The organism is Streptomyces sp. NPDC058964 (genome assembly GCF_042741275.1).
Taxonomy (GTDB): Bacteria; Actinomycetota; Actinomycetes; order Streptomycetales; family Streptomycetaceae; genus Streptomyces.
In genome coordinates this window covers 1-5,708 of record NZ_JBHYKH010000277.1, presented here as the reverse complement: position 1 = coordinate 5,708, position 5,708 = coordinate 1, and the positions used below count along the sequence as shown (strand labels likewise).

The window sequence follows — 5,708 nt, the reverse complement described above, 5'->3', positions numbered from 1 at the left end:
CCCGCGCGTCCCCCCTCTCACCCACCCTTTTCCACACCCCCCCTGGCGCTTCCCCTCCCTTCCTTGCCAACACCACGGTCCCCCCCCCTCGTCGCTGCGTGAACAGCAGGGGTGTCGGCGTGTCAGCCCATGTGCCGGGTGAAGAACCGCAGTGAGCTGTCCAGTTCGAACGCCGGGACCTCCCCGTGATGGCCGGGGTTGGCGTGCAGCGTCTTCTCGGCCGACGCGAAGGCGTCGAAGAGTGCCAGACTCGCCGCCCGCGGCACCCGCTCGTCGTCCCACTGCACCAGGAACTCCAACGGGACGGTGATCCGCGCGGCCGCCTCCGCAGAGGTCTCCGCTCCGTTCAGGCCCAGCACCGCAGCGCGGACGCGGGGCTCGGATGCGACGAATGGGACGCCGAGCCCGCAGCCCAACGACAGTCCCCAGTAGCCCACGGGGCCGGCCCCGACGTGGTCGAGTTGCTGGACCGCGTCCACGACCGCCCGCCATTCCGGGACGCTCTGGCCGGCGATGAGACCGTGCACCTCGGCGAGCACCGGGGCCACGTCCCCGCCGGTCCGCATGCGCTCGCGCATCTCGCCGATGAGCCGGTCGTGTGCCTCGGTTCGCGGTCGGTCACCGTGAGCGGGCGCGTCGACGGCGGCCACCGCGAAGCCGCACTCGGCCGCGAAGCGTTGGGCCCGCGCCACGATGCCGGGGGTCTTCTTGTGCTGCCCGCCGCCATGTCCCATCAGGATCAGGGGGCGGGTACCGCAAGCGCCGTCCGGCGTCCACAGCACGCCGGGGATCTCACCGAAGGTGAAGGGGAGGGTGAAGAGTTGTTCGGTGACGCCGCCGGACGACGTCTCAGAGCTGAAGCGCATGGCGTTTCAAGCCTTTCGGGATGCCTTCTGCGGGCACTCCCCAGGCCGTACGAAAGAGGGAGCCCCGACCTGTCACAGCGTTGACCGGTCCCACCTCCTCGGTTCGCAGCAGCATCTGACGGCGCAGAACCTACCACGGCCCGCTTTCTCACCAGGGCGAATATCCTTGCGGCAGGAGGCAGAACCGCGTGATGCGCAAGGAGCACGGATGACCGGACACGAGCGGGGATCCGTGCCCGGAGCGGCCGACGCACCCGCCGCCCTGGTGGTCCGCCGCGCCCCTCGTACGCCTCGTGCCGCCGTGCTGTTCCTGCACGGCGGCAAGGAGGTCAGCCGGGCCCCTTCCCGGCCCTGGCACCCGGCGGCCGTACGGATGAGGCCCTTCGTCCGGGCCGTCGCGGCAGTGCTGCCGGACGACGACGTTCTCCTCGGAGAGGTCCGCTATCGCCTGCGGGGCTGGAACGGCGGCGACGCCGACGCCCTGCGTGACGTCCAGCGGGCACTCGCGGAACTCGCGCGGCTCACCGGCGATGTCCCGGTGGTCCTCGTGGGTCACTCGATGGGAGGCCGGGCGGCCCTGCGCGCCGCGGCGGCGCCGGAGGTCCGCGCGGTTCTGGCGCTGGCTCCCTGGTGCCCGGACGGCGAACCGGTGGCCCATCTGCGGGACAAGGACGTCGTCGTCCTCCACGGCGACCGCGACCGTGTCACCGACCCCCGCGAATCGGTGTCGTTGGTACGCAGGGCCCAGGAGGCGGGCGCCCGGGCGGAGACCGTCATCGTCCCCGGCGGTGATCACGCCATGCTCCGCCGCAGTGGGCACTGGCACCGCACGGCCGCCTCGACCGTCGCCGCCCTGCTCCCGGACGGGCGTACAGCCTCGTAGGACCCCGTGGGCGAACAGCGCCCCCAGGGTCCCGCACCCCTCGCGCACCCCTCCGGTGCAACTTTGAACGACACGTCGCACCTATTGACGGCCAGCCCCAACTCTCATACGTTGCCACCGCATTGACGATTTGAAACGATTCATTCCCTGCCTGTCTCTGTGGTTATTCCCCCCACCCATACCCACGAACCGACCGCCGCTCAGCCAAGCCCTCCCGCTTCGCCCGACCTGCGTGAAGGAGTACTTCGTTGGCCAGTCACACCACTCCCCCCGCCCCCGGCCCACGCGCACCCCGGGACCAGTCCCCGTTCAGCAGACGCCACTTCCTCGGCACCGGGTCGGCACTGGCCGCCGGTGCCCTCGCCGCCGGAGCCGTCGGCGCGTTCCCCGGCCACGCACGGGCAGCCGGCGGCACCCGCCACCTCACGGATGCCGGCCTCTCCCCGGCCCACTGGATCTGGTACCCGGAAGGGAGTCCGGGCACCGACGCCCCCGCCGGGTTCCGCTACTTCCGCAAGAGGTTCACCGTCGCCGACGGCGAGGTCACGGAAGCCCGGCTCATCGTCACGGGCGACGACACGGTGGACGTCTGGCTGAACGGAACGCCGCTGGCCGCATCCCCCAGGGTCGCCGACTCCTGGCGCAACGCCCTCTACGTGGACCTGAGTTCCGCGGTGACACCGGGTACCAACACCATCGCGCTGGCGAGCCGGAACCAGGGCGGCCCCGCGGGTGTCATCGGCCGAGTGCACGTCCGATCGGCCGGCGGAACGACCGACCTCGTCACCGACGGCGCATGGTCGGCCGGCAAGGACGTACCCGAGGGCTGGGAACAGCCCGGATTCAGCGACGGCGCGTGGCCCGCCGCCCGGGACCTGGGCGCCTACGGAACCGCTCCCTGGAACACCAGGGTCGCCGCACCCGACCTCACGGCCGCGTCGCCGCTCGACGTCGCCCACTGCACCGTGGAGCGCCGCTCCGGCCCGCTCGGGGTCGACGCGGCGCGACCGCGGTTCGGCTGGAAGCTCGAATCGACGCAGCCGCAGCAACGGCAGGCCGCGTACCAGATCCAGGTCTCCGCCACGGCCGCCGGAACAGGTGACATGTGGGACAGCCACCGGGTCCCGTCCGACCGGCAGCTCGACATCGCTTACGGCGGGCGCCCGTTGACGAGTCTGACCCGCTACTACTGGCGCGTACGCGTGTGGGACACCCAGGGCCGAACGGGCCCCTGGAGCAAGCCGCAATGGTTCGAGACCGGACTGCTGGCGGCGGCCGACGAGTGGCGGGCCGCCTTCATCGGCCAGCCGCCGGGCCCGGACCTGTCGGGGGCCGCCTGGATCTGGTACCCCGAGGGCGATCCCGCGGCCGGACGTCCCGCCGAGACCCGATACTTCCGGCGCACTTTCGCACTGACGGAAGCACCCACGCGCGCCACCCTGGTCGTCACCGGGGACGACACCGCGGAAGTCTGGGTCAACGGCACCCTGGTGAGCACCTCGCCGAAGGTGACCGACTCATGGAGGAGCGCCGCCCTCGTCGATGTCACCGCCCACCTGACGAGCGGCGGCAACACGATCGCCGTGGCCGCACGCAACACGAGCCAGTCCCCGGCCGGACTCATCGCCAAGCTGACGGTGACCGGAGGCCCGACCGTCGTCACCGACGCGTCGTGGAAGTCGTACCAGAACGATCCGACGGGCTGGAACTCGCCCGGATACGACGACGGCGGCTGGCCCGCGGCAGGCGCGGTCGCGGCGTACGGCGACGGCCCCTGGGGATCCAACGTACGGGTCGTGAGGCCCGCGCCACTCCTGCGCAAGACCTTCACCGTGGGCAAGCGGGTGGCCTCGGCCCGGCTGCTGACCACCGCGTTGGGACTCCATGAGACGCGGCTCAACGGCGCGAAGGTCGGCGACGACGTGCTGGCTCCCGGCTGGACCGACTACACCAAGCGCGTGCAGTACAAGGTCCACGACGTCACCGAACGCATCCGGCAGGGAACGAACGCGCTGGGTGCCTGGCTGGGCAACGGCTGGTACTCCGGCAGCCTGGGCTTCGCCGGCAGTCAGAAGTACGGCACCCAGCCGTGGTACGCCGCACAGCTGCTCATCACCTTCACCGACGGCACCACCCAGCTGGTGACCACGGACGGCGGCTGGAAGGCCGGCACGAGCGCCATCAGAGCTGACGACCTCTACAACGGCGAGACCTACGACGCGAGGCTGCACATCAGCGGCTGGGACGGCGCCGATTTCGACGACAGCGGCTGGTCCACCGCGACCGTTCACGACGGGCCAACGCCCCCCATGGTCGCCCAGGTCGACAACGGTGTCACCGTCCAGCACGAGTTCCGTTCCGTGGCGATCACACAACCGCAGCCCGGGATATGGATCTTCGACATGGGGCAGAACTTCACCGGCTGGAACCGCATCGCGCTCAGCGGCGACGCGGGCACCACGGTCACCGTCCGGCACGGCGAGGTCCTCAACGGCGACGGCACCCTCTACACCGCAAACCTGCGCGCCGCTCAGGCCACCGACCGATTCACCCTCGCCGGAACCGGGAGCACCGAGACGTACGAACCCCGGTTCACCGTCCACGGCTACCGATACGTCGAACTCAGCGGCCTCCCGGCCGGCTTCAGACCCGACGACGGCACCGTCACCGGTCGCGCGATGTGGACCGACGCCGGGCAGCCGGGCACGTTCGACGCCTCGGACCCGCTGGTCAAGCAACTCCAGCACAACATCGTGTGGGGCGAACGCAGCAACATGCTCTCCATCCCGACCGACTGCCCCCAGCGGGACGAACGCCTGGGCTGGACCGGCGACATCGCCGCGTTCTGCGCGACATCCACCTTCAACCTGGACACCCACGCCTTCCTCGCCAAGTTCGCCGACGACCTGACGGACGCCCAGCAGGCCAACGGTGCCTTCACGGACGTCGCTCCCGCCGTGATCAGCGGTTCCGGCACGGCCGGCTGGGGCGACGCGGGCACGATCATCCCGTACACGCTCTGGCAGCGTTTCGGTGACGTCACCGTCGTCGACCAGCACTTCCCGGCGATGGCGAAGTGGGTGGACTACCTGCGCGGCACCGCCGGCAGTGACCTGATACGCAATCAGCAGACCTACGGAGACTGGCTCAACGTCAACGACGACACGGCGCAGGACCTCATCTGCACGGCCTACTTCGCGCGGTCGGCACGTCTGGTGTCGCGCATGGCGGCGGCGACCGGCCGCGCGTCCGAGGCCACGTCGTACGGACGGCTCGCCGACCAGGTGGCGGCGGCCTTCACCGCGCGCTTCGTCACGAACGACGGCACCGTCCGAGGCAACACCCAGACCGGCTATGTGCTGGCCCTGGCCTTCGAGTTGCTGCCCGCCTCCCTGGTGCAGCCGGCCGCGGACAAGCTGGCCGCCAAGGTCGCCGCGACGAACGGGCACCTCAGCGTGGGGTTCCTCGGCGTGGAGAACCTGCTGCCGGTACTGGCTGACCACGGGCACGCGGACACCGCCTACCGGATACTGCTGCAGCGCGACTTCCCCGGCTGGGGCTACATGATCGATCAGGGTGCGACCACGATCTGGGAGCGCTGGGACGGTATCCGTACCGACGGCTCGTTCAACGACCCGGGCATGAACTCGTTCAACCACTACGGTCTCGGCTCGGTCGGTGACTTCCTCTACCGCCACGTCGGCGGGCTCGGTCCCGCGAGCCCCGGTTACGCCTCCCTGCGCGTCGCTCCACGGATCGGTGGCGGCCTGACCTCGGCGGGCAGCACGTACGAGACGCCGTTCGGCGGCGCGGAGAGCAGTTGGTCGGTCGCTGACGGAAAGCTGACGCTGCACGTCACCGTGCCCGTCAACACCTTCGCGTCCGTCACCGTCCCCACCTCACGACCGCAGTCGATCACCGCCCCCGCCCAGGCGGTTCCCGCGGGCCAGGCGTGCTAC

Annotated in this window: 3 protein-coding genes; 2 read left to right on the top strand and 1 reads right to left on the bottom strand. The window is 70.7% G+C overall.

All coding sequences use genetic code 11. The features are described 5' to 3' along the window. Positions 1–122 precede the first annotated feature (122 nt). Positions 123–866 (bottom strand): dienelactone hydrolase family protein, encoded by a 744-nt coding sequence (locus tag ACFW2E_RS28655; RefSeq protein WP_384469958.1) that lies wholly within the window; start codon positions 864–866, stop codon positions 123–125. 208 nt (positions 867–1,074) lie between these two features. On the opposite strand from ACFW2E_RS28655, the gene ACFW2E_RS28650 reads away from it, so the two are divergent. After that, positions 1,075–1,749: an alpha/beta hydrolase gene (locus ACFW2E_RS28650; protein WP_384469957.1), complete on the top strand. Its 675-nt coding sequence runs from the start codon at positions 1,075–1,077 to the stop codon at positions 1,747–1,749. A 248-nt stretch (positions 1,750–1,997) separates the two neighbouring features. Further along, positions 1,998–5,708: family 78 glycoside hydrolase catalytic domain (locus ACFW2E_RS28645; RefSeq protein WP_384469956.1), on the top strand; the 3,711-nt coding region annotated here is incomplete at its 3' end.